This is a genomic window from Agromyces sp. NPDC058126 (genome assembly GCF_042884595.1).
Classification (GTDB): Bacteria; Actinomycetota; Actinomycetes; order Actinomycetales; family Microbacteriaceae; genus Agromyces.
On sequence record NZ_JBHVTS010000002.1, the window covers coordinates 774,295 to 801,082 of the forward strand.

32 protein-coding genes are annotated in these 26,788 nt (G+C 70.4%); 14 read left to right on the forward strand and 18 right to left on the reverse strand.

Annotated features, from left to right (window positions below; genetic code table 11):
• Nucleotides 1-28: 28 nt before the first annotated feature.
• The 13 genes from ACFVTR_RS08795 to ACFVTR_RS08855 all read right to left on the reverse strand — a co-directional run bounded on the left by ACFVTR_RS08795 (nucleotide 29) and on the right by ACFVTR_RS08855 (nucleotide 11,839).
• Nucleotides 29-1,183 carry a TIGR03364 family FAD-dependent oxidoreductase gene (locus ACFVTR_RS08795; protein WP_387036534.1) on the reverse strand — a complete coding sequence of 385 codons (1,155 nt, stop codon included), beginning with the start codon at nucleotides 1,181-1,183 and terminating at the stop codon, nucleotides 29-31.
• On the reverse strand, nucleotides 1,180-2,931 hold the full coding sequence (gene phnE, locus ACFVTR_RS08800; RefSeq protein WP_387036536.1) for a phosphonate ABC transporter, permease protein PhnE: 1,752 nt from the start codon (nucleotides 2,929-2,931) through the stop codon (nucleotides 1,180-1,182). The genes ACFVTR_RS08795 and phnE overlap by 4 nt, the downstream gene beginning before the upstream one ends.
• A complete protein-coding gene (gene phnC, locus ACFVTR_RS08805) occupies nucleotides 2,931-3,830 on the reverse strand; it encodes a phosphonate ABC transporter ATP-binding protein (protein ID WP_387036538.1) in 900 nt (299 codons plus the stop codon). Before phnC ends, phnE begins: the two co-directional genes overlap by 1 nt.
• 50 nt (nucleotides 3,831-3,880) lie before the next feature.
• Complete coding sequence (locus tag ACFVTR_RS08810) at nucleotides 3,881-4,807, reverse strand: phosphate/phosphite/phosphonate ABC transporter substrate-binding protein (RefSeq protein WP_387036540.1); 927 nt, start codon at nucleotides 4,805-4,807, stop codon at nucleotides 3,881-3,883.
• 185 nt (nucleotides 4,808-4,992) lie between these two features.
• Complete coding sequence (locus ACFVTR_RS08815; RefSeq protein ID WP_387036542.1) at nucleotides 4,993-5,187, reverse strand: hypothetical protein; 195 nt, start codon at nucleotides 5,185-5,187, stop codon at nucleotides 4,993-4,995.
• Nucleotides 5,184-6,122, reverse strand: a complete 939-nt coding sequence (locus ACFVTR_RS08820; protein ID WP_387036544.1) for an SDR family NAD(P)-dependent oxidoreductase — start codon at nucleotides 6,120-6,122, stop codon at nucleotides 5,184-5,186. Before ACFVTR_RS08820 ends, ACFVTR_RS08815 begins: the two co-directional genes overlap by 4 nt.
• Nucleotides 6,119-6,454, reverse strand: coding sequence for a chorismate mutase (locus tag ACFVTR_RS08825; protein ID WP_376943302.1), 336 nt, complete (start codon nucleotides 6,452-6,454; stop codon nucleotides 6,119-6,121). The genes ACFVTR_RS08820 and ACFVTR_RS08825 overlap by 4 nt, the downstream gene beginning before the upstream one ends.
• 53 nt (nucleotides 6,455-6,507) lie before the next feature.
• The gene (locus tag ACFVTR_RS08830) at nucleotides 6,508-7,827 is read right to left on the reverse strand and encodes an FtsX-like permease family protein (protein WP_387036545.1); all 1,320 of its coding nucleotides are present in this window, start codon (nucleotides 7,825-7,827) and stop codon (nucleotides 6,508-6,510) included.
• Complete coding sequence (locus tag ACFVTR_RS08835; protein ID WP_387036547.1) at nucleotides 7,824-8,570, reverse strand: ABC transporter ATP-binding protein; 747 nt, start codon at nucleotides 8,568-8,570, stop codon at nucleotides 7,824-7,826. The genes ACFVTR_RS08830 and ACFVTR_RS08835 overlap by 4 nt, the downstream gene beginning before the upstream one ends.
• A gap of 94 nt (nucleotides 8,571-8,664) precedes the next feature.
• Nucleotides 8,665-9,447, reverse strand: coding sequence for a hypothetical protein (locus ACFVTR_RS08840; protein WP_387036549.1), 783 nt, complete (start codon nucleotides 9,445-9,447; stop codon nucleotides 8,665-8,667).
• Nucleotides 9,444-10,349, reverse strand: coding sequence for an ABC transporter ATP-binding protein (locus ACFVTR_RS08845; RefSeq protein ID WP_387036551.1), 906 nt, complete (start codon nucleotides 10,347-10,349; stop codon nucleotides 9,444-9,446). The genes ACFVTR_RS08840 and ACFVTR_RS08845 overlap by 4 nt, the downstream gene beginning before the upstream one ends.
• Nucleotides 10,346-10,714, reverse strand: coding sequence for a GntR family transcriptional regulator (locus tag ACFVTR_RS08850; RefSeq protein ID WP_387036553.1), 369 nt, complete (start codon nucleotides 10,712-10,714; stop codon nucleotides 10,346-10,348). The genes ACFVTR_RS08845 and ACFVTR_RS08850 overlap by 4 nt, the downstream gene beginning before the upstream one ends.
• A gap of 123 nt (nucleotides 10,715-10,837) precedes the next feature.
• Entirely contained in the window at nucleotides 10,838-11,839 is a 1,002-nt protein-coding gene (locus ACFVTR_RS08855; RefSeq protein ID WP_387036555.1) for a DMT family transporter, read from the reverse strand.
• Nucleotides 11,840-11,973: 134 nt separating this feature from the next.
• Between ACFVTR_RS08855 and lpdA the strand changes: the two genes are divergently transcribed.
• The 3 genes from lpdA to ACFVTR_RS08870 all read left to right on the forward strand — a co-directional run bounded on the left by lpdA (nucleotide 11,974) and on the right by ACFVTR_RS08870 (nucleotide 14,207).
• Nucleotides 11,974-13,371, forward strand: a complete 1,398-nt coding sequence (lpdA, locus tag ACFVTR_RS08860; protein ID WP_387036557.1) for a dihydrolipoyl dehydrogenase — start codon at nucleotides 11,974-11,976, stop codon at nucleotides 13,369-13,371.
• Nucleotides 13,372-13,529: 158 nt separating this feature from the next.
• Nucleotides 13,530-13,709, forward strand: coding sequence for a hypothetical protein (locus ACFVTR_RS08865; protein ID WP_387036559.1), 180 nt, complete (start codon nucleotides 13,530-13,532; stop codon nucleotides 13,707-13,709).
• 57 nt (nucleotides 13,710-13,766) lie between these two features.
• Nucleotides 13,767-14,207, forward strand: coding sequence for a GNAT family N-acetyltransferase (locus ACFVTR_RS08870; RefSeq protein ID WP_387036611.1), 441 nt, complete (start codon nucleotides 13,767-13,769; stop codon nucleotides 14,205-14,207).
• A 265-nt stretch (nucleotides 14,208-14,472) separates the two neighbouring features.
• Here the strand turns inward: ACFVTR_RS08870 and ACFVTR_RS08875 are convergent, their stop codons facing one another.
• The gene (locus ACFVTR_RS08875; protein ID WP_387036560.1) at nucleotides 14,473-14,637 is read right to left on the reverse strand and encodes a hypothetical protein; all 165 of its coding nucleotides are present in this window, start codon (nucleotides 14,635-14,637) and stop codon (nucleotides 14,473-14,475) included.
• A 358-nt stretch (nucleotides 14,638-14,995) separates the two neighbouring features.
• Between ACFVTR_RS08875 and ACFVTR_RS08880 the strand changes: the two genes are divergently transcribed.
• Nucleotides 14,996-15,343, forward strand: a complete 348-nt coding sequence (locus tag ACFVTR_RS08880) for a hypothetical protein (protein ID WP_387036562.1) — start codon at nucleotides 14,996-14,998, stop codon at nucleotides 15,341-15,343.
• A 64-nt stretch (nucleotides 15,344-15,407) separates the two neighbouring features.
• Nucleotides 15,408-15,884: a hypothetical protein gene (locus ACFVTR_RS08885; protein ID WP_387036565.1), complete on the forward strand. Its 477-nt coding sequence runs from the start codon at nucleotides 15,408-15,410 to the stop codon at nucleotides 15,882-15,884.
• Nucleotides 15,885-16,089: 205 nt separating this feature from the next.
• Here the strand turns inward: ACFVTR_RS08885 and ACFVTR_RS08890 are convergent, their stop codons facing one another.
• On the reverse strand, nucleotides 16,090-16,293 hold the full coding sequence (locus ACFVTR_RS08890; protein ID WP_387036567.1) for a hypothetical protein: 204 nt from the start codon (nucleotides 16,291-16,293) through the stop codon (nucleotides 16,090-16,092).
• Nucleotides 16,294-16,843: 550 nt separating this feature from the next.
• Between ACFVTR_RS08890 and ACFVTR_RS08895 the strand changes: the two genes are divergently transcribed.
• The 3 genes from ACFVTR_RS08895 to ACFVTR_RS08905 all read left to right on the forward strand — a co-directional run bounded on the left by ACFVTR_RS08895 (nucleotide 16,844) and on the right by ACFVTR_RS08905 (nucleotide 18,588).
• Nucleotides 16,844-17,413: a hypothetical protein gene (locus tag ACFVTR_RS08895; protein ID WP_387036569.1), complete on the forward strand. Its 570-nt coding sequence runs from the start codon at nucleotides 16,844-16,846 to the stop codon at nucleotides 17,411-17,413.
• A gap of 566 nt (nucleotides 17,414-17,979) precedes the next feature.
• Nucleotides 17,980-18,288 (forward strand): tyrosine-type recombinase/integrase, encoded by a 309-nt coding sequence (locus tag ACFVTR_RS08900; RefSeq protein ID WP_387036571.1) that lies wholly within the window; start codon nucleotides 17,980-17,982, stop codon nucleotides 18,286-18,288.
• A gap of 96 nt (nucleotides 18,289-18,384) precedes the next feature.
• Nucleotides 18,385-18,588 (forward strand): hypothetical protein, encoded by a 204-nt coding sequence (locus tag ACFVTR_RS08905; RefSeq protein WP_387036573.1) that lies wholly within the window; start codon nucleotides 18,385-18,387, stop codon nucleotides 18,586-18,588.
• Nucleotides 18,589-18,717: 129 nt separating this feature from the next.
• Here ACFVTR_RS08905 and ACFVTR_RS08910 read toward each other — a convergent pair whose 3' ends face one another.
• Both ACFVTR_RS08910 and ACFVTR_RS08915 read right to left on the reverse strand, forming a co-directional pair.
• A complete protein-coding gene (locus tag ACFVTR_RS08910) occupies nucleotides 18,718-20,352 on the reverse strand; it encodes a cation acetate symporter (RefSeq protein WP_387036575.1) in 1,635 nt (544 codons plus the stop codon).
• Entirely contained in the window at nucleotides 20,349-20,720 is a 372-nt protein-coding gene (locus ACFVTR_RS08915) for a DUF485 domain-containing protein (RefSeq protein ID WP_387036577.1), read from the reverse strand. Before ACFVTR_RS08915 ends, ACFVTR_RS08910 begins: the two co-directional genes overlap by 4 nt.
• A gap of 225 nt (nucleotides 20,721-20,945) precedes the next feature.
• On the opposite strand from ACFVTR_RS08915, the gene ACFVTR_RS08920 reads away from it, so the two are divergent.
• The 5 genes from ACFVTR_RS08920 to ACFVTR_RS08940 are packed head-to-tail and all read left to right on the forward strand — an operon-like array spanning nucleotide 20,946 to nucleotide 25,512.
• Nucleotides 20,946-22,136, forward strand: coding sequence for a sensor histidine kinase (locus tag ACFVTR_RS08920; RefSeq protein WP_387036578.1), 1,191 nt, complete (start codon nucleotides 20,946-20,948; stop codon nucleotides 22,134-22,136).
• Nucleotides 22,133-22,888 carry a LytR/AlgR family response regulator transcription factor gene (locus tag ACFVTR_RS08925; RefSeq protein WP_376943277.1) on the forward strand — a complete coding sequence of 252 codons (756 nt, stop codon included), beginning with the start codon at nucleotides 22,133-22,135 and terminating at the stop codon, nucleotides 22,886-22,888. Before ACFVTR_RS08920 ends, ACFVTR_RS08925 begins: the two co-directional genes overlap by 4 nt.
• Nucleotides 22,885-23,268, forward strand: coding sequence for a heavy metal transporter (locus ACFVTR_RS08930; protein WP_387036580.1), 384 nt, complete (start codon nucleotides 22,885-22,887; stop codon nucleotides 23,266-23,268). The genes ACFVTR_RS08925 and ACFVTR_RS08930 overlap by 4 nt, the downstream gene beginning before the upstream one ends.
• The gene (locus tag ACFVTR_RS08935; RefSeq protein ID WP_387036582.1) at nucleotides 23,265-24,731 is read left to right on the forward strand and encodes a cation acetate symporter; all 1,467 of its coding nucleotides are present in this window, start codon (nucleotides 23,265-23,267) and stop codon (nucleotides 24,729-24,731) included. Before ACFVTR_RS08930 ends, ACFVTR_RS08935 begins: the two co-directional genes overlap by 4 nt.
• Nucleotides 24,732-24,771: 40 nt before the next feature.
• Complete coding sequence (locus ACFVTR_RS08940) at nucleotides 24,772-25,512, forward strand: TSUP family transporter (RefSeq protein ID WP_387036584.1); 741 nt, start codon at nucleotides 24,772-24,774, stop codon at nucleotides 25,510-25,512.
• A gap of 111 nt (nucleotides 25,513-25,623) precedes the next feature.
• On the opposite strand, the gene ACFVTR_RS08945 is transcribed toward ACFVTR_RS08940, so the two are convergent.
• The gene (locus ACFVTR_RS08945; protein ID WP_387036586.1) at nucleotides 25,624-26,259 is read right to left on the reverse strand and encodes a GNAT family N-acetyltransferase; all 636 of its coding nucleotides are present in this window, start codon (nucleotides 26,257-26,259) and stop codon (nucleotides 25,624-25,626) included.
• A 145-nt stretch (nucleotides 26,260-26,404) separates the two neighbouring features.
• On the opposite strand from ACFVTR_RS08945, the gene ACFVTR_RS08950 reads away from it, so the two are divergent.
• Nucleotides 26,405-26,626, forward strand: a complete 222-nt coding sequence (locus tag ACFVTR_RS08950) for an antitoxin (protein ID WP_376943265.1) — start codon at nucleotides 26,405-26,407, stop codon at nucleotides 26,624-26,626.
• Nucleotides 26,627-26,788: the final 162 nt, after the last annotated feature.

Sequence of the window (26,788 nt, forward strand, 5' to 3'; positions counted from 1 at the left end):
CGGGGTCGCGTGGTGGACCGCTGGTCGGTCATCGGTGGACGGGTATGGGAGCCGGAGCCGGAGCGGGCTCGGGCGACTCGAGGGCGCGGCCGACGACCCGCTCGGCGAGTCCGAGCCCGCAGGTCATGCCGATGCCGGTCGTCGCGGCGGCGAGATGGACACCGGGTTCGGGGCGCTCGACGAGGAACTCCTCCGGTCCGCTCGCGTAGACGCCCTGCCAGCGCTCGATGACGCGCGGGCGCGGCACGCCGAAGAACGAGCCGGCCTCCGCGAGCAGCGCCTCGAAGGCGGCCTCGCTCTGGAACGGCGCGACCGTGGCGCCCCGGAAATGGGTGTCGCCGACGATGAGCGAGCCGTCGGGCAGCTGGGTGTACATCTGGTTGAGGTCGAGGGCGGCGAGGTCGGGGCGCTCGGCGTGCAGCCGCTCGCGCAGGCGGCGGGCGGCCTCGGTCGCCGCGAAGGCGCCGTAGCGCACGAGCGACCAGCCGGTGAGCACGGGCGCGGCGAGCGGCGCGGCGAGACCGGCGTCGACGCGCAGCATGTCGAGTGCGCAGCGCACGATCCCGCGCTCCTCGGCCAGATCGGGGAACAGCTGGTCGAGGTCGTGGTTCACGGCGACGACGATCTCGCCTGCGTCGATCGGCCCGCGGCTCGTCTCGACCCGGCCGCTGCCGACCCGGCCGACCGCGGTGCGGCGGCGGAACTCGACCCCCTCGCGTTCGAGGTGCCCGGCGATCGCGCCGAGCGCCTGCCGCGGACTCGCCTGCAGGTCGCGCGGCAGGAACGCCCCGCCGACCGCGGTGCCGGGGGCGAGCGGGATCCGTGCCGCGGCGTCGTGCTCGTCGAGCAGCACCACCTCGTCGTCGCCGCGCAGCGCGGCGAGCTCGGCGAGCACCTCGAGCTCGTCGTCGTGGCGGGCGGCGACGAGCGTGCCCGACTCCCGCAGCCAGACGTCGGCGTCGCGGGCGAGCCGGAGCCAGACCTCGCGCGAGGCGAGCGCGAGTTCGCGGGCGGCGCCGTGCTGCGGCGTGAAGCAGAGGTGCCCGAAGTTTCGGATCGAGGCGCCGCTCGGCTCGCTGCCGCGCTCGAGCACCACGACGCGCAGGCCCCGGCGGTGCGCGGCGAGCGCGGCGCCGAGCCCGACGACGCCCGAGCCGACGACGGCGACGTCGTAGCCGCTCATCGGAACACCCGTCGCATCCACATCGCGAGGCTCTCGACCACGAGCACCGTCGCGAGGATCATGAGCACGATCGCGGTGACCACCTGGTAGTTCGAGCCCTGGCCTGCGTTCAGCAGGTAGTAGCCGATGCCGCCGCCGCCGACGATGCCGAGGATGGTCGCGGCCCGGATGTTCGTGTCGAGCAGGTAGAAGCTGTGGCCGATGAGCGCCCGCGTGCCCTGCGGCAGGGTCGCCGAGGCGTACACCTGCGAGCGGCTCGCACCGGTCGCACGGAGCGCGCGCTCGGGCCCCGACTTGACCTCTTCGAAGGAGTCGGCGATGAGCTTGCCGGCGAGGCCGATGCCGCCGAAGGCGAGCGCGAGGGTGCCCGCCCGCGCACCGAGTCCGGTGATGACGATGAGCACGATCGCGAGGATCACCTCGGGGATGCCGCGGATGACGACGAGCAGCAGCCGCATCGAGGTGCGCACCGTGCCGTTCGGCGCGACGTTGCGGGCGGCGAGCGAGCCGACGAACACCGAGACGACGATCGCGAGCAGCGTCGCGGCGAGCGCGATGCCGATCGTCTGCCCCATCGCGCCGAACATCGTCGCGGCGTCGTAGTTGCCGAAGTCCGGCGGCCAGAACTGCACCGCGATGGCGGGCACCTTCGCCCAGAAGGTCACGAGGTCGCCCCACTGGATGTTGCAGACGAGCACGCTGCCGACGACGACCGCGAGCGCCACCCAGCCCCAGACGGTGTTGCGGATCCGCACCGCATCCCAGGGGCGACGGAGCGCCGCCTCGAGCGACAGCGCCGGCCGAGCTGCCGACGACGGAGTCGTGTCGAGGTCACGCGACGAGGGCGAGGGGCGCATCCGACGCGCGAGCCGCGCGCCGAGGCTGCGCCCCGTCGGCGTCACGCCGAGCATGGCCGACCTGACCACGCTCGACACGACCTCCATCACGATGCAGAGCGCGAACATGACGAGGGCGATGCCGAGGCCGAGCGAGTAGTTCAGCGACTTGAACGCGAACGACATCTCCATGCCGAGGCCGACCACGCCGACGTAGCCGAGCACGACCGAGCCGCGCAGGTTGATGTCGTTGCGGTGCAGCACGGTCGCGACCCACGACGGCAGCACCTGCGGCAGGATCCCGCTCGTGAACTCCTGCCACTTCGAGCCGCCGGCGGCTCGGATCGCGAGCCTCGGCCCCTCGTCGATCTGCTCGATCGCGTCGGCGAAGAGCTTCGAGATCATGCCGATCGAGTGGATGCCGATGGCGAGGATGCCGGGCAGCGCGCCGAGCGAGAACATGAGCACGAAGACCATCGCGAGCACGACGTCGGGGATCGCACGGGTCAGCACCGTGACGAAGCGTCCGAACGCCTGCCAGCCCGCCCCCGGCGTCGTGTTCGACGCGGCGAGGTACGCGACCGGCACCGAGATCGCCGCGGCGAGCAGCGTGCCGCAGAGCACGAGCCCGACGGTGAGCGCGGTCAGGTAGAGCAGCTGCGCGGGCTCGGGGAAGCTGATCGGGCCGACGCGCGCGAAGAAGCGCTCGGCGTTGCCCCAGCTCTCGACCATGCTCGGGATCGAGATGCCCGAGTCGGCGAGCGCGACGATCGCGGCGACGACGATCGCCACGAGGGTGAGCGACGCGGCGATCCGCTCGGGCGAGCGGCGGCGCTTCGGCGTGCGCTCGGCGATCGAACGGGCGTCGGATGCCTCGGCCGGCCGTCGCGACGGTGCGACGAGGGTCGACATCAGCGCACCCGGTTCGGGCCTGCGGCCACGAGCGGCTCGGTCGCAGCGGAGGGCTCGTGCGCCGTGGCATCCGCAGCGCCGAGCTCGTCGACGAGCTCGCGTTCGATGGCCTCGAGCTCGGCGGTGGCGGTCGCGACGCGACCGTAGATCTCCATGACCTCGGCCTTCGAGAGTCCCTCGGCCGGGGTGTCGAGCACGACCTCGCCGTGGCGGAGGCCGACGATGCGGTCGCCCCACGAGAGGGCGAGGTCGACCTGATGCAGGCTACAGACGACGGTGAGCCCGGCGTCCATGGCGATCTCGCGGATGAGCGCCATGACCTGCTCGCTCGACTCGGGGTCGAGCGAGGCGACGGGCTCGTCGGCGAGCAGGATCTCGGGGTCCTGCATGAGGGCGCGGGCGATCGCGACGCGCTGCTGCTGCCCGCCCGAGAGCGTGTCCGCGCGCTGGTACGCACGGTCGAGCAGGCCCACCCGGTCGAGGTGACCGAGCGCGGCGAGCTTCAGCCGCTTCGGGTAGCTCCAGAGCCCGAGGCGAGGCCCGCGGAGCTCGGCGAGCGCACCCGTGAGCACGTTCTCGAGCACCGTCAGCGACGGCACCAGTTCGAACTGCTGGAAGACGAAGCCGATGCGGCTGCGCAGGGCCCGGAGGCGCCGGCCGGTCAGGCGCGGCACCTCCTGGCCGAGCACGCGCACGGATCCGGCGGTCGGGATCTCGAGGCCGTCGAGGTGACGCAGCAGCGTCGACTTGCCCGAGCCCGAGAGGCCGAGCAGCACGACGATCTCCCCCCGCTCGACCCGCAGCGCGGCATCCCGCAGTGCGACGGTCGAGCCGAACTCCTTCGTGAGCCGCTCGACGTCGATGACGACGTCGGCGTCGGCTGGGTTGGTCTCGTTCATCTCAGGCCTCGTGTCCGTTCCGTGGTCCGTGCGCGTTCAGTGCCGGTGGCTCAGCCCTGGCACTGCTCCGCTTCGGTCTTCTCGCAGATGTCGCGGATGGTGTCGTAGTACTCGTCGTCGACCGGCAGCGTCGCGTAGAACACGCTGCGGAAGGCGTCGCTGTCGGCCGACTCGACGCCGGACTCGATGATCTGGTCGATCGTGACCTCGCCGAGGATCTCGGTCAGCTGGGTCTTGAGCTCCTCGGGGAGCGTGTCGGAGACGACGATCGGGGCACCCGGCACCATGGTCTCGGCGATGACCTCGACCTTGTCGCTCTTGGCGACCTCGCTGTCCTCGGCGAAGCCCGCCTCGCACTCGACGCCCTCGCCGGTCTTCGTGACCGAGACGTCGTGCTTGCCCGCGAACACCGGGGTGACGTCGGTCTTCGGGTCGATGCCCTCGTTCAGCAGGTTGTAGCTCGGGAACAGGTAGCCCGAAGTCGACGACGGGTCGACGAAGCAGACCTTCTTGCCCTTGAAGCCGGCGAGGTCGGTGATGCCGGAGCCCTTGGGCACGATCGCCTGCGAGTAGTAGCCGGGCTCCTGGCCCTCCTCGGTGATGATCGAGGAGATCGGGGTGATCGCGGCGCCGTTGTTCGTCGCCGTGACGTAGGTGAATCCCGAGAAGCTCGCGACGTCGATCTTGCCCGCGACCGCGGCCTCGATGAGGGCGGCGTAGTCGGTGGACTCGTGGTACTCGACCGTCTTGCCGGTCTCGGCGGCGATGTAGTCCATGAGCGGCTGGTAGTTCGTCTCGGTGTCGACCGAGTCGGGCACGACGCCGAAGACGAGCGTGTTCTCGTCGACCGCGAACTTCACTGCCGAGTCGCCGGCCGCGGTGTCCTCGGCCGCGGAGGGCGACGCGCAGGCTGCGAGGCCGACGGCGAGCATGGCGGCCGCGGCGAGTGCGGGCCAGGTCTTGGTGCTGAGCTTCATCGGAAACCTTTCGTGACCGCTGCGCCCGGTGCAGGCGCATGCTGTGTGTTCCGATGGCTCAACGTAGGCAGCGGCCGCCAACACCCGGCGGCGGCACGGTTACCGGGAGGTGAACCCCGCGCGGCGCGTGCGCGCGAGAGCGCGCCGACCGGCCGGAGAGGGCCGAGCCGGGCCGCCGAGCGGACCTATCGCCGGATGCGACCGGGCCCCATCGCGGCGCCGAGGCCGACGACGACGATCCCCGCGAAGAGCCAGCCGTAGCGGGCCGTGACCACGCCGATCAGGGCCAGCACGATGCCGATGACGACGACGACGCGCGAGAGGACGCGCCGGAACCCGGGCCGGGCGAAGAGCCGCGGGCGCCCGGCCGGCTCGTTCATGCCGCGACCGGGAACGCGGTGCCGGTCGCCGCTTCGGCGAACGACCAGAAGCGAACCCCGATCGCGGGGTCGATCGAGGTGCGCGTGGGCTTCTGCAGGGTCGGGTCGCCCTTCGTCGACCAGCGCGGCCCCCAGAACTGGCCGCCTTCGGCCTCGGGCGCGGTGAGCGCGTGCAGCGTGATCTCGGCGCCGCGGTGCTTGCCCTGGGCCCAGGCCGCCTGCAGCGCATCGGCGAAACGGCTGCCCGCGCTCGGCTCGTTCACGCCGGGCACGCGAGGGGTGCGTCCGCTGATCGAGTAGCCGGGGTGCGCCACGAGGCTCGACACGCTGCTGCCCGCCGCCCGCAGCCGCCGGTCGAGCTCGAAGGCGAAGACCTGCGTCGCGATCTTCGACTGGGCGTAGGCGCGCCAGAAGTCGTAGCCGCGCTCGAGCTGCAGGTCGTCGACGCGGAACGTCGACAGCCGGCTCGAGAGCGAGCCGAGAGCCACCACCCGGGCACCCGGCGCGAGGTGGGGCAGTAGCCCGGCGAGCAGCGCGAAGTGGCCGAGCACGTTCGTCGCGAGCACGAGCTCGTTGCCGTCGGGCGACTCGAGGCGCTCGCCCGGCGTGTGCACCATGCCCGCGTTCGTCACGATGCCGTCGAAGGCCGGGCGATGCCGCAGCCGTGCGACCCCCGCCCGCACCGAGTCGAGCGAGGCCTGGTCGATCACGATCGGTTCGATGGATGCCTCGGGGCGCGCGCCGCGGATCGCGGCCATCGCGGCCTCGAGCCGCTCGGGGCTGCGCCCGCTGAGCACCACGTGCGCACCGGCGCCGGCGAGGCGGGCGGCGGTGAAGAAGCCGAGCCCGGCGTTCGCCCCCGTGACGAGGTACCGCTTGCCCGCCTGCGGGGGCAGCTCGAGCGGGTACCAGCCCCGGCGGGCGGCGCGGCTCACAGCTCGCCGGCGGTGCCGCCGCCGTTGGCGAGCTCTTCGTGGTGCTGGATCACCTCGGCGACGACGAAGTTGAACCACTTCTCGGCGAAGGCGGGGTCGAGGTGGGCGTCGATCGCGAGCGCCCGCAGACGGGCGATCTGGCGCTGCTCCCGGCCCGGATCGCTCGGCGGCAGGCCGTGCTTCGCCTTCAGCCGACCGACCTGCTGCGTGAACTTGAAGCGTTCGGCGAGCAGGTGGATGAGCGCCGCGTCGATGTTGTCGATGCTCGAGCGGATGCCGAGCAGTTCGCTCATCGCAGCGTCGCGGTCGTCGAAGGCGGGCGGGTTGGTCATGCTTCGAGCGTACTTCGCAACGGTCGGCTCGCGCGAAGCATGACGCCGGGTGATCACCCCACGGCCGCGGCCCGATCGAGCATCGGCTTCGTCGCGAGGAGGCCGAGCCAGACCACGCCGATCCCGCCGGCGAGCACGGCCGCGATGACCGCGAGCGAGAGCGGGGCGACGATGATCGTGATCCCGGTGAGCGGCAGCATCACCACGGCCGCCGTCACCGCCGAGCCGATCGCGGTGATGCGCAGCGGCGACATCACCGCACGGCGCCGCGCGGCCTCCATCGTCGGGGTCGGCATGCCGAGCATCCCGAGCGACCGGGAGATCTCCGCCCGGTCGAGGATGCCCGCGGCCTGGTTGACGCCGACCGAGCAGGCGACCATGAGGAACGAGCCGACGACGGTGATGAGGATGCCGGTTCGGATGTCGGCGAACAGCAGCATCGACTCGGTGTCGGCGGCCTCCCCGAACGATCCGAGCAGCGCGATGCCGGTGCCCGCGAACACGGCCATGAAGCTCGTCATGGCGACGCCGGAGACCTGCCGCCAGGCCGCCTTGGGCGACTCGAGCACGGCGCGGGCGGCGAGCAGCCGCTGGGGCGTCTTCGCACGCCGTGCCTGCGACTGCGCGACGATGCGGATCACCCAAGGCCCGATGAGGTTGAGCACGGCGATCGTGCCGCCGAAGGCCGCGCCGAGCATCGCGAGGATGGCCATCATCGAGCCGGCGACCTGCAGTGCGCTCATCATGAGGAACGCGACCGCGATGACCGCGAGACCCGCGACGATGCGCACCCAGTGCAGCTTCGGGGCGTCCTGCTTCGTGCGCACGCCGAGCGGCGAGATGACGACCTGGCGGAGCCCGAGCACCGCGCTCGCGGCGGCGAGCAGCCCGACGCCGGCGACCACGCCCGCGAGCGCCGGCAGACCGAGCAGCACGCCGTCGAGACCGAGCGGCTCGCCGCGGAACGGGATGAGTGCGACGAGCGGCGCGAGCAGGAAGTAGAGCACGACCCCGGCGAGGGCGCCGACGACCGCCAGCACGACCGATTCGAGCACGGCGAGCGCGGAGACCGCGGCGGGCGTCGCGCCGAGCAGGCGCAGGGTCGCGAGCCGGTCGTCGCGCCGACGGGCGGAGAGCCGTGCCGCGGCGCCGCCGAGCGAGGCGAGCGGCACCACGAGGAGTACGAGGGCGATCACCGCGAGCGCCTGGTAGGTGACGCCCATGTCGTCGGTCCAGCTCCAGAACGACTGGGCGCCGCCGAGCACGGTGAGCAGCAGCGCCGTGACGATGGCGAATGCCGTGACCGGCAGCGCGAGCGGGGCGAGGCCGCCGGTTCCCGGCCGGGCGAGCAGCCAGGCGACGCGGGCGATCACGCGCCGGCCTCCGCGCTCTCGGGAGTGGTCGCCGCCGCGGTCGGGACCGCGCCCGCGGGCACCCGCTCGCCGACGATGCGCCCGTCGCGCATGTCGACGATGCGGGAGCAGAGCCCGGCGACGTCCGCGTCGTGCGTGACGACGACGAGCGTGCGGCCCTGGCCCGTGGTCGAGTCGAGCAGCGCCCGCATCACCTCGGCCGACGTGGTCGAGTCGAGCGCGCCGGTGGGCTCGTCGGCGAACACCACGGCTGCACCGGTGACCTGCGCCCGCGCGATGGCGACGCGCTGCGCCTGGCCGCCCGAGAGCTGCCCGATGCGGCGATCCTCCATGCCCGCGAGCCCCAGGGCGGCGAGCCAGCCGCGGCCGTACTCCTCGGCCCGGGCGCGCGGCATCCCGTTCAGCATCAGCGCGAGCGCGACGTTCTCGACCGCGGTGAGCTCGGGGATCAGCAGCCCCTGCTGGAACACGAACCCGAAGGCCTCACGACGGAGGCGCGAGCGCTCGCGCTCGCCGAGCCCCGTGACCTCGACCCGCCCGGCGCCCGACTGGAACGAGACGCTGCCGGCGTCGGAGGCGACGATGCCGGCGAGGCAGTGCAGCAACGTCGTCTTGCCCGAGCCGGAGGCTCCCATGATGGCGAGCGACTCGCCGGTGCGGACACGGAGGTCGACGCCCGCGAGCGCGTGCGTCTGGCCGAAGGACTTGACGAGGCCGGATGCCTCGAGCACGAAGGAACTCATGCTTCGAGCCTGCCGGGGCAGGTGCCGCGCACGCGTCGGGCGGGAGAGGTATCTCCCGCCCGACGGGGTCATCCCCCCGAATGACCCGTGGCCATCACCGGGGCGTGGCCCGCCTGATGACCAGGAACCCCGCCACGGCGGCGACGACCGCGGCCACGAGCGTCAGGGTGAACACGCCGAGCAGTCCGATGGCGGCGAACCAGCTCATCACCGCCGGCCACGTGTTCGTGAAGGTGAACCCGGCGATGAGGGCGAGCACGAGGGCGACGAAGCTGAAGAAGAGGATCATCATGCCGCGCACCCGCCAGCGCATGTACACCGTCGTCGCACCGGCGCCGACGAAGAGCACGAACAGCTGCAACGAGAAGGTGCTGAAGAAGTCGAACGCCCACCCCGACTGCCCGTACCAGAGCGTGTCGAACATGCCGGCCCCGATCCACCAGCCGCCCGTCGCCTTCTCGATCTGCACGAGGGTCGCGATGGCCACGGCCATCTCGGCGGCGACGAACACGAACATCGCGCTCAGACCCAGCCAGTAGTCGCGACGCGTCGAGCCGAAGCCGAGCGCGAACGAGAAGGTGAACGCGACGGCCTGCACGCCGACGGCGACGAGGTACCACTGCGGCGAGAGCACCGCCCAGCTGTAGCGGAACCCCTCCTGCATGTCGGCGGTCGAGGCGCCCGCGCCCTGGATGATGAGCGCGATGACCATCGTGACGGCCCACGCGCCGCCGAGGATGAGCCAGGGGACGCCGAAGAAGATCGCGGGATTCACCGCGAGCAGACGCACGATGCGCCAGATCTCGCCGACTCGGACCCGGCTCGGCGCGGCGGCCTCGCGTTCGGCGGTGCCGGCGGTGGTGGTGACGGTGGTCATGCTGCGGCCTCCTGTTCGGTCGAACCGGCGAGGTCGGTGCCGGTGAGGTGGACGATGAGCTGCTGGAGCGACACGGGTGCGAGCTCGAGCCCGAGCTCGGCCGCACGCACGCGTTCGGCCTGGTCGAGCCGTCCGTCGATGGTGACGGAGGCGAGCCCGCCGAGCCCTTCGCGGCCGATCACCGGTCGGTCGGCAACGAACTGCTCGACGGCCGCACGGGCCCCCGCGATCGTCGTCGCCGAGCCGCGCACCTCGTCGGCGTCGCGGTCGAGGAGGATCCGGCCCTGGTCGATCAGGATGACGTGCTCGAGCAGGTTCGCGACCTCGTCGATCAGGTGCGTCGAGAGCACGATCGTGCGGGGGTGCGCGACGTAGTCCTCGAGCAGCCGGTCGTAGAAGATGTGGCGAGCGACGGCGTCGAGACCCAGGTACGGCTCGTCGAAGAAGGTGAGCGGGGCCCGGGAGGCGAGACCGACGATGACGCCGACCGCCGAGAGCTGCCCTCGGCTGAGCTTCTTGATGGGGCGCTTGAGCGGGAGCCGGAAGTCGGCGACGAGCCGGTCGGCGAACTCCTGGTCCCAGTTCTCGAAGAACCACGGCGCCGCCTTGAAGACGTGCCTCGGACCGAAGTCCTCGGGGTAGCGCTGCGACTCGGCGATGAAGCAGAGGCGGCGCAGCACGTCGGCGTGCTCGGCCGGGGTGCGCCCGAACACCTCGATCTCGCCGCCGTTCGGGAAGAGCTGCCCGGTGAGCAGCTGCATGATCGTGGTCTTGCCGGCGCCGTTGCGGCCGAGGAGCCCGTAGATGCGGTTCTCCTCGAGCGTGAAGTCGACGCCGTCGACCGCGGTGAAGTCGCCGTAGCGCTTGGTGAGCCCGGATACGCGGGCCACGGTGGTGGTCATGATGCGGTCCTCTCGGATCGGAGTGCGACGAGCATGCCCGCCAGGTCGTCGACGTCGATGCCGAGCTTGTCGGCCTCGACGAGAAGTGGTCTGAGGTACTGGGTGCTGAACTCGGCCCGCCGCCGCTCGATGAGCCGGTCGCGGGCGCCCACGGTCACGAACATGCCGATCCCCCGTCGTTTCTCCACGAATCCGTCGTCGACAAGACGACCCACCCCCTTCAGTGCCGTCGCCGGGTTCACCCTGAGGAACGCGGCGAACTCGTTGATCGACGGGATCTGCGAACCCTCGGGCAGCGCCCCGTCGATGATGTCGTTCTCGAGCTGTTCCGCGATCTGGATGAAGATCGGCCGCGAGTCGTCCATGCCCGCCTATCTCTGGTGCGACGATGCGAAAGCTTCGCAAGTTGGTTAGTTACTTCACCAACTAACCAACCACCCTCGGGCGCGGTTGTCAACCCCCCAGTCGGTCGAGAAGGCGTGAACGCGCTATGCGCCCGCCCGGCGGCGCCGACCGAACCGCAACCGCCCCTGCGTCAGCAGGATGCCGACGAGCACGAGCGCCGCGCCGAGCGGCTCGTGCCACGAGAACCGCTCGCCGAGGAGCACGACCCCGAGGGCGACGCCGACGACGGGCGTCACGTAGGTGACCGTCGAGGTGCCGGTCGGTCCCCACGCGCGCAGCACGTTGATGTTCCAGATGTAGGCGAGGCCGGTGCCGAGCACACCGAGCGCGACGAGCGACAGCGCGATGGGCCAGTCGAGCGCGACCGGGCCGATCGCGACCACGGGCGTCAGCACGAGCATGACAACGGCCGACACCCCGATCGAGAGGAACGCGAAGGTCGCCGGCGCGATCGGGCGGCCGCTCAGGAACCGGCGCTGGTACCCGAAGGTGAAGCCGTAGCAGGCGGTCGCGACGAGGCAGGCGAGCTGGCCCGCGACGCTGCCGGTGAGCGCCGTGATCTGCCACGGGCCGATCACGACGAGCACCCCGAGGATGCCGACGCCGACGCCCGCCCAACGGCTCAGCCCGAGCCGCTCGACGCGGAACACGAGCGTCGCCATGAGCGCCGTCATGATCGGGGTCGTCGCGTTGTAGATCGAGGCGAGGCTCGACGACACGTACTGCTCGGCCCAGGCGAAGCAGAGGTACGGGATCACGCAGGTCGTGAGCGACACCACGAGGAAGTGCCCCCACACCGCCGGTTCGCGCGGCAGCACCGGCCCCGGCGTTCCGTCAGGGGCCGTCACCCGCGGCCGCGTCACGAGCACGATGGCCCCGAGCGCGAGGGCGCCGAGCAGGGTGCGCGACCACGCGACCTGCCCGAACGACACCCCGTCGAGCGCGACCTTCATGAAGAGGAAGCTGGCACCCCACACGAGCCCCATCGCGAGGAACTGCAGCCACGTCGACAGCCGCTTCGGCGTCGGCGACGCGGATGACCCGGATGCCCCCGCGGGGGCTTCGATCTGCTCGGTGCTGCTCACCCACCGAGGCTACGGCGGCCCTCCCCCGCCCGGAACCGTCTGGGAACTCGGTGTCCGGAATCCGCCGAAGAACGGCAGGGCGCGACATCCCGCCGCCCTCGATACCGACAGCGCACAGGCATATGCTGACGCCCATGAGCGAATTCGACGTCGTCGTCCTCGGCGCGGGCCCCGGCGGCTACGTCGCCGCGATCCGCGCCGCACAACTCGGCCTGAAGGTCGCGGTCATCGAGGAGCGCTACTGGGGCGGCGTGTGCCTCAACGTCGGCTGCATCCCATCGAAGGCGCTGCTGCGCAACGCGGAGCTCGCGCACATCTTCCACGACCAGGCCGCGACCTTCGGCATCTCGGGCGACGTGCACTTCGACTTCGGCGCCGCGTTCGACCGCAGCCGCCAGGTCTCGGAGAAGCACGTCAAGGGCGTGCACTTCCTGATGAAGAAGAACGGCATCACCGAGTTCGACGGGCGCGGGTCGTTCCGCGACGCGAACACGATCGACGTGACGAAGGCCGACGGCTCGGTCGAGCAGGTCTCGTTCCGCAACGCGATCATCGCGACCGGCTCGCGGGTGCGGCTCCTGCCCGGCGTGCAGCTGTCGCAGAACGTCGTCACCTACGAGACGCAGATCCTCACCCGCGACCTGCCCCGCTCGATCGCGATCGTCGGCGCCGGCGCCATCGGCATGGAGTTCGCCTACGTGCTGCGCAACTACGGCGTCGAGGTCACCGTGATCGAGTTCCTCGACCGGGCGCTGCCCAACGAAGACGCGGAGGTCTCGAAGGAGATCACCCGGCAGTACCGCAACCTCGGCGTCCCGATCCTCTCGTCGACGAAGGTCGAGCAGGTCGTCGACGACGGCACCTCGGTCACCGTGTCGTACACCGGCGCCGACGGGCAGCCGGACTCGCTCGTCGCCGACAAGGCGCTCATCTCGGTCGGCTTCGCCCCGAATGTCGAGGGCTTCGGGCTCGAGAACGCGGGCGTCGAACTCACCGAGCGCGGCGCGATCGCCATCGACGAGCGGATGCGCACGAACGTGCCGCACATCTACGCCATCGGCGACGTGACCGCGAAGCTCATGCTCGCGCACGTCGCCGAGGCCCAGGGCGTCGTCGCGGCCGAGACCATCGGCGACGCCGAGACGATGGAGCTCGGCGACTACCGGATGATGCCGCGCGCGACGTTCTGCTCGCCCCAGGTCGCGAGCTTCGGGCTCACCGAGCAGCAGGCCCGCGACGAGGGCTACGACGTGGTCGTCGCCAAGTTCCCGTTCACCGCGAACGGCAAGGCGAACGGCCTCGGCGACCCCGTGGGCTTCGTGAAGCTCGTCGCCGATGCGAAGCACCTCGAGCTGCTCGGCGGCCACCTCATCGGGCCCGACGTGTCGGAGCTGCTGCCCGAGCTCACGCTCGCCCAGAAGTGGGACCTCGGCGCGCTCGAACTGGCCCGCAACGTGCACACCCACCCCACCCTGTCGGAGGCGCTGCAGGAGGCGTTCCACGGCCTGGCCGGCCACATGATCAACATGTAGTTGAGCGTGATCGGCCAGCGTTGGCTCTCCTTGAATACGTCCTTTCACCAGCTATTTCATGATTGCACCCGATTGGTTGGGATTGGGCTGTTTCGAGATCCTTGCGGACTAGCTGCGGACTTGGGGCGCAATCTACCCATGTCCGGTAGCATCTGGTTATGACTCCGGCACTGACACTCGTACGACCCGAGGCGCAAGCCCAGGTCGAGGTCGGCAATGACGGTATGACGGACATGAAGCGAGCCGAACTGGCTGACGCCTACCACGATGGAATCGGCAACAAGACGCTGAGCCAGTCAGAGAAGGACGCCTTCGCGGCGTTGAAGCAGCGCTCGTAGAAATTGCTCACCTGGCACTCCGCGAATCGAACCCACCGAATCGCGCTCCAGCGGTTCGTGTGCGCAGAGCCGCCGCGGCTGCAGTACGAGCTGCATCGCGGTAATTTTCACCCGAGACTTTGGGAGCTGGAGGTCCAGTCTGGGCTCCGAACCCTCCACCCGCCAGTCCCTGAATCCGAGGCGCTGCTCTTAGCTCAGGATGACGCCGGAGACCTCGCGGCCGTGACGAGGGTGTCGTTCGACTCCGACGGTGAGCAGCTCATGGTCTTGGCTGTCGCTGTGCGGGTCGACCTTCGAGGCCAAGGCATCGGGAATGAGGCCCTCGAGGCAGGACTGACTACCCTCCATCGGACGAAGGCCGACAACGGCATGGATTGCGGCATCTGGGCTCGAATCCATCAGGACAACGAACCAAGCAAGCGACTCTTTGCACGTTTCGGATTCGAGTCGCTGGGGGCAGTCGAGGGAAGCGCCCTCGAATCCTGGGTGCTCAGCTAGCTCACGTCCGGACTAGACGGGCTCGTCCGCCGCGTGGCCGCCGGTCGACTGCGGGCGTAATCGCGTGCGCCGCTTCTCCGCGATGCGTTCGTGCATCTCCTCGACCGATGGGCCGCCTGGCCGCGTGCAGCGGCGGGCAGCCTCGTCGAGCGGGATCAGGAAAAGCACCCGATAGCCCTCTGATGCGACTCGCGCAGCGGCGCGAGTAGCTTCCTCACGCGTGGGCATTGCTGCTCCCACCGCATGTACGCTCATCGACGTTCCCTCATCCTCGTCGCACTGCAAGTCGCCGAGCCGCCAGGGCGACGAAAGCAAGCACCGCGATGGTTGCGCCGATCGCAATCCACTGCCCCGGGTTCTGCTGCACCGCCTGAATCAGGTACCCCGGTACTGCAAGCATCACCTGCCACATCATCTCGCCAACGTTCATGCCGTCGAGCCTAGGATTGCCGCGCGTGGCACGTTAGCCCCAGTTACGGCCTTTTCGGGGGGTACGCGACCCCCACGACGAGGGACATCCGGTCATGGCATGTCCATGCCGGGTGTGTCGAGTGTCAGCGGTTCGCCTTACCGTAACGCCATGCACGAGTTACTCGACTTCTACGAAGGTGTTGATCGCGACGGATACTCGACCGCGGTCTGGGTCTGCAGTTGCGGACGTCGCGGGAAGGGCAGTCGCACCACGATCGAAGCCAAAGCCGGATGGGTCAAGCACGCCAGAGGGCGAGCTCGTCGCGAGTGGTACTGACGCTTCCCTCGGAATCCCCACCGAGGCGTACCGTCGAAGCATGCCGAAGCGCCTACCGCGCCCCGGCAGCACCCACGACGCCGTCGCCGATGCGATCCGCGCCGGCGAGGGGCGCAACCAGATCGCACGCAGCTTCGGCGTCTCATCGGGGTCCGTTTCGAAGATCGCCCGCGAGTATAGGCTCTCGTTCGACGACGACTGGCGCACAGCCACCGCGACCGAAGCTCACCGCGTCGACGCCGCGCTCGCACGCCTCACTCGCGAGGAAGAGCTCATCGGCGAGCTACTCCACCTGCCCCAAACGACACGGCAACGCGACGGCAAAGCAACCAAGGCCTACCGTCGCATCAGCTACCAGCTGTACGACATTCACCGGCACCACGCCTGACCCCTGCTGTCGGAGGTGCTGGGTATCGTGAAGGCGGTAGCCGTGCATACAACGGAGGACAACGATGAGCACAGAAACCTGGTCGGATGCGGACGACGCCTCGGTTGCGTTCGAATCGATCCCGCCCGAACATCCGGTGAAGCTGACAGCCGCGGTCTACGCGGCGCTCACAGCCCTCGACCAGTCGCACGAATTTCTCCGCCTTGTTGTCACCCCCGAGTCACTGCCGGCCTGGGGCGACTTTACGGCGGCCGCACGCGCTCTTGAGGCACAGTACGGGATCAACTCCGTTGCGCGGTCGTACCCGAGCGCACCAGATGTCGCCTATGTCTGGCTCATGGAGTACTCGCCCGACGCCCGGATGATCACGACGCCCGAGACCGTTGTGGTTCCACACACCTTCACCTGGATATGGCGCCCAGAACTCGGAGGGTGGAAGCTCCACAGCATCGGCGCAGGAGACGCCCCCGAGGTGCTGCCCCGCACATCCCCCGGCACCGCGCCCGACATCGGGGCGATCCCCCCTCACCTTCTTGGCTGAAAGCACCGGTCACACCTATGCGCGTGCGCGCGTTGCGTGTGCGCGCGTGCGGCAAGGCTGCGGGGTAGGGCGGTGGACGGATCGGAACAGGAGTCGAACGTTCGACTGAGTGGCGATGGCCCGCAGACCACTATCGGGAGGTCCCGAAGATGATGCGGGGCCAGGGGCGAGGTTCGCCGCGTTGCCTGGAGTGGAACGCCCCCGGTCAACCGATGAATGGTGCTCGCCGGTAGACCTCGCCGTTCTCGTCCGTGACATCCTCGACTGGCCCGATTTCGCCAACGCCGTACTCCTCGAAGACGGCACTGATGCCGAGCGTGTTCGTCACGTACGAATCGCGTACGTCGTCGCCGCGCACCACGCGGACCGCGAAGCCTTCACCACGCGCCCGTATTTCGATGTGGCCCATGAAACGCTCCTTCGTTCTGCCCCGGCCGAGTTGCCAGTGACATGCGCGAGCGTACACAGGACGCGGGTACCCCGACTATGAGGATCTCGCCGAGCAGATCGAATGGGGCCTCATGCACGAGTAATACGTCCGTCAGGCCCCACATCTGCCAATGCCAAGCCGCGCGGCATCGCGAGGCGCAGCGCCCGACGAACTCGTCGAGTTCGCGAAGGTCTACGCCGAGCAGCGCGTTCGCAACGCTCACCGCGCGATGACGGCGACCGCGAAGGTTCTGAGCATCAGCCGCGCAACGGCGAACCGTCGGGCCACACGATGCCGCGAGCTCGGGCTCTTGCCGCCTGCGTGACCGAGAGGCCGACACGCAGCAGTAGCTCGCACTCAACGCTGTCAGTATCGGTGATCCGCTGATACCTCATCCGGAGCAAGGCATGCTGCCCGCTCAGCGATGCGATGCGTACCTGAGCGTTGCGGTAACCAGCCGCATTTCAAATGCGACCTGCCCGAACTCGTCGAAGTCGGCTGCCCTCGCAGTACCCGATAGAGTGCGGGCATGCTCGAGGTGCTGGCGCCGGAATCGCCGACTGATTTCTGGGGCGTCGTCTTCCCCGCTTATCTCGGCGCAGTCGGCGCGATTGTCTCGAGCGGCGTGGCAGCGTGGGCCCTCATCCGCGAGATCGGGACGAGGAAGGGCTTGACCGAGATCGCCCGCGAGGCCAACAAGAGCGACCTCGGCGATCCGCACTCGGCCGTCGTGGCGATGGGTCAGGCTGCTCAAGAGGCAGCCGAATGGCGCGACACCCAAGACGAACCTGTGCACCCACTGCGCACGACCTCGACCTACCGTCGACAGACGCCCGCTTCACCCTGGGAGATCCGCACCCTACGCCGGGGCCACTACATCCTCAGGAATGCCACCGATCATCCTGTCACGCTGCTCGAGATGGCGTCGGAATCGCCGGCCAACATCACCACCCTCTTCAGCTGGCCGCTCACAGTCCACCCGGGCGAGGGCTACGAATTCAGGGTGCATCACGTGCTCGGTGGCCCCGCGATCATCACAGTTGTCTTCACGTACGAGCTCCCCAACGGCGAGGTCGCGACGTGGCAGCAGTTCCTCTGAATCGCGTAAGGTCGCTCGAAGCTCAAGCAAACGCGCCGGTGGGACCCTCGCAGAAGAGGCGGACGCCAGTGCGCGCTTCGATCGGCAGCCGTTCAGACATGAGCTCTCCAAATCGATGTGATGCTACGTCGGAGTCGCCGAGAGGAGAGCGCCTCGGACGCTCTCCGCTCGAACCCGACCGCGACTACGGCCAATCGTCGCTGCCCGTGCGCTCAGCCCCCTGCGCTGCCTCGATCAGCGCGACCGCGAGGGAACGCGCCTGGTCAGGTGTCAACTGCGCGTGCGTCAACGGCGCAGGTGTGGGCGCTGCACGACGCCATGTCTGAGGGGCTGCGGCCGGCGATCTTGCTCGGCGCCTTCGCTGGCCTCCGCCGAGCCGAGATCATCGCGCTGCGCGTGCAGGACGTCGACTTCATGCGTGGGCTCATCACACCGGAGTTCCAGAATGACGGCGAGCCCCTCAAGACCGAGCAATCGCTCAAACCGATCCCGATCCCGCAGGAGCTCGCGCTCGAGCTGAGTCGCATGCCGGCGAAGTTCTCGAGCGATCACATCGTCGTCAACCCGTGGGGCCGCCAGGTATCAGCGACGATGCTCAACGACCAGTTCAAGCCGCCCGCGAGACCGTCGACGGGCTGCCCGAGGGCTTCCGACTCCATGACCTACGGCACTACTACGCGAGCCTGCTCATCGCGTCCGGCCTCGACGTCAAGACCGTTTCCGTCCTCGTGCGCCACGCCAACCCGGCCATCACCCTGAACGTCTACGGGCACCTCTGGCCCGACCGCGACGAGACCGGCCGAGCGGCCATCGGCGCGGTACTCCGCGAGCGCCTTGCGGACTCCTCGCGGACCGAGGCCGCTACTTCCTTGTGATTCCGGGGCAGTAGCCACATGATCAACATGTAGCGCTTCAGCCGGTCGAGCAGCGAAGCGTATCTAGACCCCGAGAACGAGTGGAAGGCGGAACCAATGAACTGGCTCATCATCGTCGTCGGCGCGCTGCTGACCGTCATCGGCGGCGTCTGGCTGTTTCAGGGCCTCGGACTGCTGCCGGGCTCCGTGATGTCCGGCTCGACGCTCTGGTTGATCATCGGCGCGCTCGTCGCCGCCGTGGGGCTCGGCCTCATCGGCTGGGCGATCGCCCGCCTGCGCCGCCGCGGCTCGCCTTCGTGAACCGAAGCGGGCGGATGCCTCGGGGCTGGCCCCGGGGCATCCGCCCGATCGGTTTCGACACGGTTGGGACAGGCGGTGCCGCCGTGTCGAGTACTGCCCGGCGGCGGGCCTCCACCCGCCGCCGGAACCCTAGTGCTGCGACGCCTTCTCGGCGCCGACGCCGGTGAGCGAGCGAACCTCCATCTCGGACTGCTTGAGCGGGTCCTCCGTGCCCTTGTCGAGCACCGTGCCGAGCCAGCCGAGGAAGAAGGCGAGCGGGATGGACACGATGCCGGGGTTCGACAGCGGGAAGAACGCGAAGTCGATCGCCTCGGTCTTCAGCATCGACGTCTCGGAGCCCGAGACGACCGGCGAGAAGATGATGAGCAGGATCGCCGAGGCGAGGCCGCCGTACATGCTCCAGAGGGCACCCTTCGTGGTGAAGCGCTTCCAGAAGAGCGAGTACACGATCGTCGGCAGGTTGGCCGAGGCCGCGACCGCGAAGGCGAGCGCCACGAGGAACGCGACGTTCTGGCCGTTCGCCCCGATGCCGCCGATGATCGCCACGATGCCGATGATGACGACCGTGCGGCGCGCGACCTTCACCTCGGCGCCGGGCTCGGGCTTGCCCTTCTTCACGACCGACGCGTAGATGTCGTGCGCGAAGGAGGCCGCCGCGGTGATCGTGAGGCCGGCGACGACCGCGAGGATCGTCGCGAACGCGATCGCCGAGATCAGGCCGAGCAGCAGCGGGCCGCCGAGCTCGAACGCGAGCAGCGGGGCCGCCGAGTTCGGGCCGCCGGGGGCCGCGGCGATGACGTCGGCACCCACGAGGGCGGCGGCGCCGTAGCCGAGGACGAGCGTGAACACGTAGAAGATGCCGATGAGCCAGATCGCCCAGACGACCGACTTGCGGGCCTCCTTCGCGGTGGGCACCGTGTAGAACCGCATGAGCACGTGCGGCAGCGCCGCCGTGCCGAGCACCAGCGCGAGGCCCAGCGAGAGGAAGTCGACCTTCGCGATGTCGGAGACGCCGTACTTCAGGCCCGGGTTCAGGATCTCAGGGTTGCCTGCGGTCGCGACCGCGTTCTCGAGCAGGGTCGAGAAGTTGAACCCGTTGAGCGCGAGCACCCAGACCGTCATCACGCCGGCGCCCGCGATGAGCAGGATCGCCTTGATGATCTGCACCCAGGTGGTGCCCTTCATGCCGCCGATGAGCACGTAGAGGATCATGAGCGCGCCGACCACGGTGATGACGACTGCCTGGCCGACCTGGTCGCCGATGCCGAGCAGCAGCGAGACGAGCCCGCCGGCGCCAGCCATCTGGGCGAGCAGGTAGAAGAAGCAGACGACGAGCGTCGTCGTCGCGGCGGCGATGCGCACCGGCTTCTGCTTCAACCGGAACGAGAGCACGTCGGCCATCGTGAACTTGCCGGTGTTGCGCAGCAGCTCGGCGACGAGCAGCAGCGCGACGAGCCACGCCACGAGGAACCCGATCGAGTAGAGGAACCCGTCGTACCCGGTGATCGCGATCGCGCCGACGATGCCGAGGAACGACGCCGCCGAGAGGTAGTCGCCCGCGATCGCCGAACCGTTCTGGCCGCCCGTGAACGAACGGCCGGCGGCGTAGTAGTCGGCGGCGGTCTTGTTGTTGCGGCTCGCGCGAAACACGATGATCATCGTGATCGCGACGAAGGCGCCGAAGATCGCGATGTTGAGCCAGGGCTCGCCGGGGGCGGCGGCCGGGGCGGCGTCCGCCGCGCGCACGATGGTGTCGAGGCTCATCGGGCCACCCCCTCGGGAGCGAACTGCGCGGTCTCGATCTCGTCGCGGATCTCACCGGCGAGCGGGTCGAGGCGGCGGTTGGCGTAGCTGACGTACCAGGTGGTGACGGCGAAGGTCGTGACGACCTGCGCCAGGCCGAGCAGCATCGCGACGTTCACGTTGCCCCACACGGGCGTCGACATGAAGTCGTGGGCGTAGCTCGCGAGCAGCACGTAGGCGAGATACCAGGCGAGGCATGCACCGAGCACCGGGAAGACGAACCTCCGGTGCCTCGAACGCAGCTGCTGGAACTCGGGGGATTGTTGCACCGCGCGGTAGTCGACGGGCCTGGCCGTCTCGTTCTCCGCGCTCAGGGCCTCGTTGCCCATGGCGTCTCCTTCATCGGGGGTGATCTTCCTTCGGGGGTGATCTGCACCGGGCGTCGGCGAGAGTCGCCTTCGCTGCGTTGCGTGCGCCCACTCTCGTACGCCCCGCCCGCCGCGTGGGGCGGTCGCCGTTCGTCGTCGCCGAACGGCATCGACCGTGCGACGAACGGCGGAGCGGGTTCGACGAGCGACGGGTGGCTCGGCGGCCGAGCGATTACGCTGGCCTCCATGCCCGAGTCGATGCTGCTCGCCGCCGTCCTCGGCGCGATCGGCGGGGCGCTCGCGGTCGGGCTCGTGCTGTTCCTCCGCCGGCTGGTGCTCGCGTCGAAGGAGCTCGGCACCGACGCCGAGCAGGCCACCTACCAGACGCTGCACCTCGCCTCGCGGGCGGCGAAGCACCTGCGGGGCGGCATCGACGGCCCCGATGCGCAGCGGGCGGGCAAGCACCTGCGCGCCCTCCTCGGCGCCGACAGCCTCGCGATCGCCGACCGGGCGGGCACCATCGCGATCGACGGCGACGACGCCGTGCGGCAGGTCGCCGAGCGGCTCGTCGCCGAGGTGCTGGCCGGCGGCCGCGCCCAGGTGCAGCGCCGCATCCCCGTCGGCGCGTGGGAGACCGACGCCGTCGCCGCGCCCATCGTCGGCGGAACGGGCCCGGTCGGCGCGATCGTCGCCTTCGCCTCGCCGGTTCGGGCAGGGCTCGTGCGCGCCACCGGGGAGGTCGCCGACTGGGTGGCCGCGCAGGTCGAGCTGGGCGAGCTGGATGCCTCGCGAGCCGCCCTCGCCGAGGCCGAGGTGCGTGCGCTCCGCGCCCAGATCAGCCCGCACTTCATCTACAACTCGCTCAACGCCATCGCCTCCTTCATCAACACCGACCCGCAGAAGGCCCGCGAGCTCGTGCTCGAGTTCGCCGACTTCACCCGCTACTCGTTCCGCCGGCACGGCGACTTCACGACCGTCGCGGAGGAGCTGCGCTCGATCGACAGCTACCTGAAGCTCGAACGCGCCCGCTTCGGCGACCGGCTGAAGGTGACGCTGCAGATCGCCCCCGAGGTGCTCTCGACGGTGGTGCCGTTCCTCTCGATCCAGCCGCTCGTCGAGAACGCGGTGCGGCACGGGCTCGAGTCGAAGGAGGGCGGCGGGCGCATCACGATCGAGGCGTCCGACTCGGGCGCCTTCGCCGAGCTCAGCGTCGAGGACGACGGCGTGGGCATCGACCCCGAGACGCTGGCCCTCGCGCTCGCGGGCGGCACGGCGAGCGGCGAGCACGTCGGCCTCCGCAACGTCGACGCGCGGCTCCGCCAGGTGTACGGCGAGGAGCACGGGCTCGTGGTCGAGACGAACCTCGGCGCCGGCACCCTCGTGCGCATGCGCGTGCCCAAGGCGGGCCCCCGCCGAGATGGGAGGATCACCCCATGATCTCCGTGCTCATCGCCGACGACGAGCAGCCGGCCATCGACGAGCTGGCGTTCCTGCTCCGCCAGGACCCGCGCATCGGCGTCATCCACCAGGCTTCCTCCGGCGCCGAGGCCATCCGCCTGCTCACCCGCGAGCCGGTCGACGCAGCATTCCTCGACATCCACATGCCCGGGCTCACGGGCTTCGACCTCGCGCGCGCCCTCGGCCGGTTCGAGCACCGCCCGGTGCTCGTCTTCGTCACCGCCGACGAGGAGGGCGCGCTCGAGGCCTTCGACCTCGCCGCCGTCGACTACCTCCTGAAGCCGGTGCGCACCGAGCGGCTGCACCGCTCGATCGGGCGGGTGGTCGAGGCGATCGCCGCGGCGAGCGCGAGCGCCGCGGGCCGGGGCGCGCCCGAGGCATCCGCACCGCCCGAGATGATCGCGGTGACGCTCGGCGGCACCACTCGCATGATCCGCCGCGACGACGTGCGCTACGTGCAGGCGCAGGGCGACTACGCGCGCCTGCACACCGAGGAGGCGAGCTACCTCGTGCGCGTGCCGATGGCCGACCTCGAGCGGCAGTGGGCCGAGGCGGGCTTCGTCAGGGTGCACCGCTCGTACCTCGTGTCGCTCGCGCACGTCTCCCGGGTGCGACTCGGCGCCGACCACCCGAGCGTCGTGGTCGGACAGGCCGAGCTGCCCGTGAGCCGGCGGCTGCTGCCCGGGCTGCGCGACCGGCTCGAGCAGGCGACCCTGCGGGCGCGGCCATGAGCGAGGAGCGGCCGCAGCGGGTGCGGGTGACCGCGCCGCGACGGGGCGCGGGCGAGGCATCCGCCCGGCCGCCCGGCCGACCCGGACGACGCGAGCCGAGCGACGTGCAGGGCGTCTACGTGCGCTCGCTCATCCGCTCGCAGTTGCGGCTGGCGCTCACGGTCGCGGCCGGCTTCGTCGTCGCGACCGTGCTGTTCGTCGTCGCGATCGCCCTCGTGCCCGACCTCGACCGCACCTTCGTGCTCGGGGTACCCGCCTCGTGGCTGCTGCTCGGCTTCGGCGTGTACCCGCTCGCGATCACCGTCGGCGTGCTCTACGTGCGGGCCGCGTCGCGCAACGAGGCCCGCTACCGTGCGCTGGCGGAGGACGAGGACTCGTGAACCCCGCCGTCGGCTACACCGCGATCGTCGCCGTCGCGCTCGCCTCGGCGGTCATCGGCTTCTACGGCCTGCGGGTCTCGCGCACGACGAGCGACTTCTACGTCGCGAGCCGCACGGTGCGCCCGTGGTGGAACGCGTCGGCGATCGGCGGCGAGTACCTCTCGGCGGCGTCGTTCCTCGGCATCGCGGGGCTCATCCTGCTCACGGGCGCGTCGGCGCTGTGGTTCCCCATCGGGTACACGGCGGGATACCTCATGCTGCTGCTCTTCGTCGCGGCACCGCTGCGGCGGAGCGGCGCGTACACGATCCCCGACTTCACCGAGGCGCGCCTCGAGTCGCTCGCGGCCCGGCGGGTGACGAGCCTCCTCGTCATCGTGGTCGGCTGGTTCTACATCGTGCCGCAGCTGCAGGGCGCGGCCCTCACGGTGCGCATCACGACGGGGCTGCCCGCCTGGGCGGGGTCGGTCGCGGTCGCGGTGATCGTCGCGGTCGTGGTCGCGGCGGGCGGCATGCGCTCGATCACCTTCGTGCAGGCGTTCCAGTTCTGGCTCAAGCTCACGGCGCTCGCGGTGCCGGTGATCGCCCTGCTCCTCGTCGTCGGGGGCGGGGATGTCGCGGCCGAGCTGCCGCCCGTCGCCGCGTTCCCGCCCGAGGCGGGCCCCGGCGACCTCGAGGTGTACCGCACCGTGTCGCTCATGGTCGCGCTGCTCTTCGGCACCCTCGGACTCCCCCACGTGCTGGTGCGCTTCTACACGAACCCCGACGGCGTCGCCGCGCGCCGCACGACCGTCATCGTGCTCGTGCTGCTCAGCGTCTTCTACCTGTTCCCGACCGCCTTCGGGTTCCTCGGGCGGGCGTTCGCCCCCGACCTCGCGGCGCCGGGCGACGCCGATGCGCTGATCCTGCTGCTGCCGGATCGGCTCGTGCCCGGCCTCGCCGGCGAGCTGCTGACGGCGCTCGTCATCGCGGGAGCCTTCGCCGCGTTCCTCTCGACGTCGTCGGGGCTCGTCGTCTCGCTCGCCGGCGTGATCAGCCAGGACCTGCTGGGCGGCAGCGTGCGCGGCTTCCGGATCGCCGCGGTCGTCTCGACCGTCGTGCCCCTCGCCGTCGCCCTCGCGACGGAGTCGGCCGGGCTCGCCGGCAGCGTCGGCCTCGTCTTCGCGTTCACCGCGTCGACCCTCTGCCCGATGCTCGTGCTCGGGATCTGGTGGCGCGGGCTCACCGCGCGCGGTGCGATCTCGGGCATGCTCACCGGGGCGGCGCTCTCGGGCGCCGCGATCCTCGGGGGCGGGGCGCTCGGTGCGGCAGTGCCGGCACTGCGCCCGTTCCTCGAGCAGCCGGCCGCGTGGACCGTGCCGGTCGCCGTGCTCGTCACGATCGTCGTCTCGCGGCTCGACCGCCGCGGCGCCCCGACCGGCACCGAGGCTTATCTTCGCCGGCTGCACGTGCCCGAGCGACCATGAGCCGAGCGGCACGATGGCGGCGCTGAACTAGGCTGTCCCGGTGCTCCTCGCCATCGCCGTCTCCGTGCTCGTGGGTGCGGCGGCCCAGCGGGTGACCGGCATGGGCTTCGCGCTCATCGCCTCCCCCGCCCTCGTGATCCTGCTGGGGCCCTTCGACGGCGTCATCGTCGTGAACCTCTGCGCGGTGCTCTCGTCGCTGCTGATCCTGCCGCGGGTGTGGCGCGACGTCGAATGGCGCCGTTTCACGTGGCTCGTGCTTCCCGCGTTCGTCGGCACCGCGGCGGGCGCCCTCGTCGCGACCCTGGTGCCGGGCCCGGTGCTGCAGCTCGGCGTCGGCGTTCTCGTGATCGTCGCCCTCACGGTGACGCTGCTCGTGACCCGGACCGAGCACACGGCGAGCGGCCCCGCGCCCGCGATCATCGCGGGCACCGCCTCGGGCTTCATGAACGCCTCAGCGGGCGTCGGCGGACCCGCGCTCAGCGTGTACGCCGTCGCGACCCGCTGGTCGCAGACGGCGTTCGCGGCGACGGCGCAGGCGTACTTCGTCGCGATCGGTGCGGCCGCCCTCACGGGCAAGCTGGCGGCGACGGGGTGGGCGTGGCCGGCGCTCGACGCCGGAGCCTGGCCCTTCATCGTCGGCGCGCTGCTCGTCGGGCTCGTCGCCGGCGAGTGGCTCGCCCCTCGCGTCGGCCATCGTGCCGCGCGCGCCGCGGTCATCGTCATCGCCTACCTCGGCGGCGCGGCCGCCCTCGTCGACGGCGCGATCGACCTGCTGTCGTGACCTCCCGCCCGCACTGAACCCGATCTCCGCGACCGAACCCGACGCATCCGGAGCTCGCAGGCGGAAACCGGACTCACACCGGAAACGGGGCTCGTACGCGAACGCGCCGAGCTACGCGTTCGAGTCGGCCGTGAAGCGGGCGACTCGAGCTTCGAGCCCGGCCCGCACCTCGGGCCACTCGTCGATGATCACCGAGTAGACGGCGCTGTCGCGCCAGCTGCCGTCGGCGCGGCGCTTGTCGCGGCGCATGACGCCGTCGAGCTTCGCACCGAGCTTCTCGATCGCCGCACGCGAGTGGGCGTTCACGGAATCGGCCTGGATCTTCACCCGGCCGAAGCCGTGCGAGAAGGCGAGGTCGAGCAGCAGCAGCTTCGTCTCGGGGTTCACGGCAGTGCCCCAGACATCTGGGTGGTAGCCGGTCCAGCCGATGTGGGTCGACTCGTTCGCGGTGTCGAAGTCGGCGAGCTTCGTCGCGCCGACGATCCGCCCGGCGTCGGGGCCGCCCTCGAGGCGTACCGCGAACGGCAGGGCGGCGTCGCCGCCACGACCGAAGTAGTACGCGTGCGCCCAGTCGTCGAAGGCTGCCCGCCCTTCGGGCCGCCCGGCGGGGCCGCCGCCGAATCCGCCGGCGAACACCTCGGGCCTGGCGAGCGCCTCGTACAGCTCGGGGAAGTCGTCGACGGCGAGCGGGGTGAGGCGCACGTGGCGCCCCCGGAGTTCGGTCTCGGCGGGAATGATCGCGGGCACCCGTCGAGTCTGCCATGCGCGGGTGAACCGCCGACGACGGCCGGATGGCGGGACGGACGAGCCGCATCGGCCCCCCTTCCCCCTGCGTCGTCCGCCACATACGATGACGAGAGCACGACCGAACAGACACGAAAGGCGGGGGGCGATGGGCGCTCTGGACGACATCACGAAGAAGGCACAGGACTTCATCGAGGAGAACAAGGACAAGATCGACGAGGCGCTGAACAGCGAGCAGGCCGAGGACATCAGCGACAAGATCCTCGACGGCGTGAGCGACGCGGCGAAGAAGGTCGTCGGTGAAGAGCACCACGACAAGATCGACGACGTTCGCGGCAACATCGACGGGGCCGTCGGCACCGAGAAGTAGCGCGCAGACGAAGGGGGCGGATGCATCGGCATCCGCCCCCTTCGTCATGAGCGGGTCGGGGGGGGGGGGGGGGGGGGCCCCCCCCCCCCCCCCCGCCCCCCCCCCCCCCCCCCCCCCCCCCCCGCCCCCGCGCCGGGCCCCTTGGGGGAAAATAAAAAAGCC